This is a genomic window from Pseudomonas sp. P5_B2 (genome assembly GCF_056400445.1).
The window spans coordinates 1-649 of sequence record NZ_JBFULH010001382.1; the positions used below are offsets into that span (position 1 = coordinate 1).

A 649-nucleotide genomic window follows, 5' to 3' on the forward strand; every position below is an offset into this window, starting at 1 on the left:
GTATTGCTCGCGGCGATAAAGTACTCAGCATCTAAACAAAATTAGCGAATGGCCTGAACGGCCTGGATATATAGGGGAATTTCATGAAAGTTTATTACGAAAAAGACTGCGACCTGTCCATCATCCAGGGCAAGAAAGTTGCCATCATCGGTTACGGCTCCCAGGGTCACGCTCAAGCGTGCAACCTGAAAGACTCCGGCGTTGACGTTACCGTTGGTCTGCGTAAGGGTTCGGCTACCGTTGCCAAAGCCGAAGCTCACGGCCTGAAAGTGACCGACGTTGCTTCCGCTGTTGCAGCTGCCGACCTGGTCATGATCCTGACCCCGGACGAGTTCCAGTCTGCCCTGTACAAGAACGAAATCGAGCCGAACATCAAGCAAGGCGCCACCTTGGCCTTCTCCCACGGCTTCGCTATTCACTACAACCAGGTTGTTCCGCGCGCTGACCTCGACGTGATCATGATCGCGCCGAAAGCACCGGGCCACACCGTACGTTCCGAGTTCGTCAAAGGCGGCGGCATCCCTGACCTGATCGCTATCTATCAGGACGCTTCCGGCAATGCCAAGAACGTAGCACTGTCCTACGCCGCAGGCGTTGGTGGTGGTCGTACCGGCATCATCGAAACCACCTTCAAGGACGAGACTGAAAC

The 649-nt window shown here is 55.3% G+C and carries 1 protein-coding gene; it reads left to right on the forward strand.

Annotated elements, in window-relative coordinates; translation table 11 throughout:
* Window positions 1–83 precede the first annotated feature (83 nt).
* Window positions 84–649 (forward strand): ketol-acid reductoisomerase (gene ilvC, locus AC1DRJ_RS31345; RefSeq protein ID WP_477805521.1); only part of this gene is annotated, 566 nt, incomplete at its 3' end.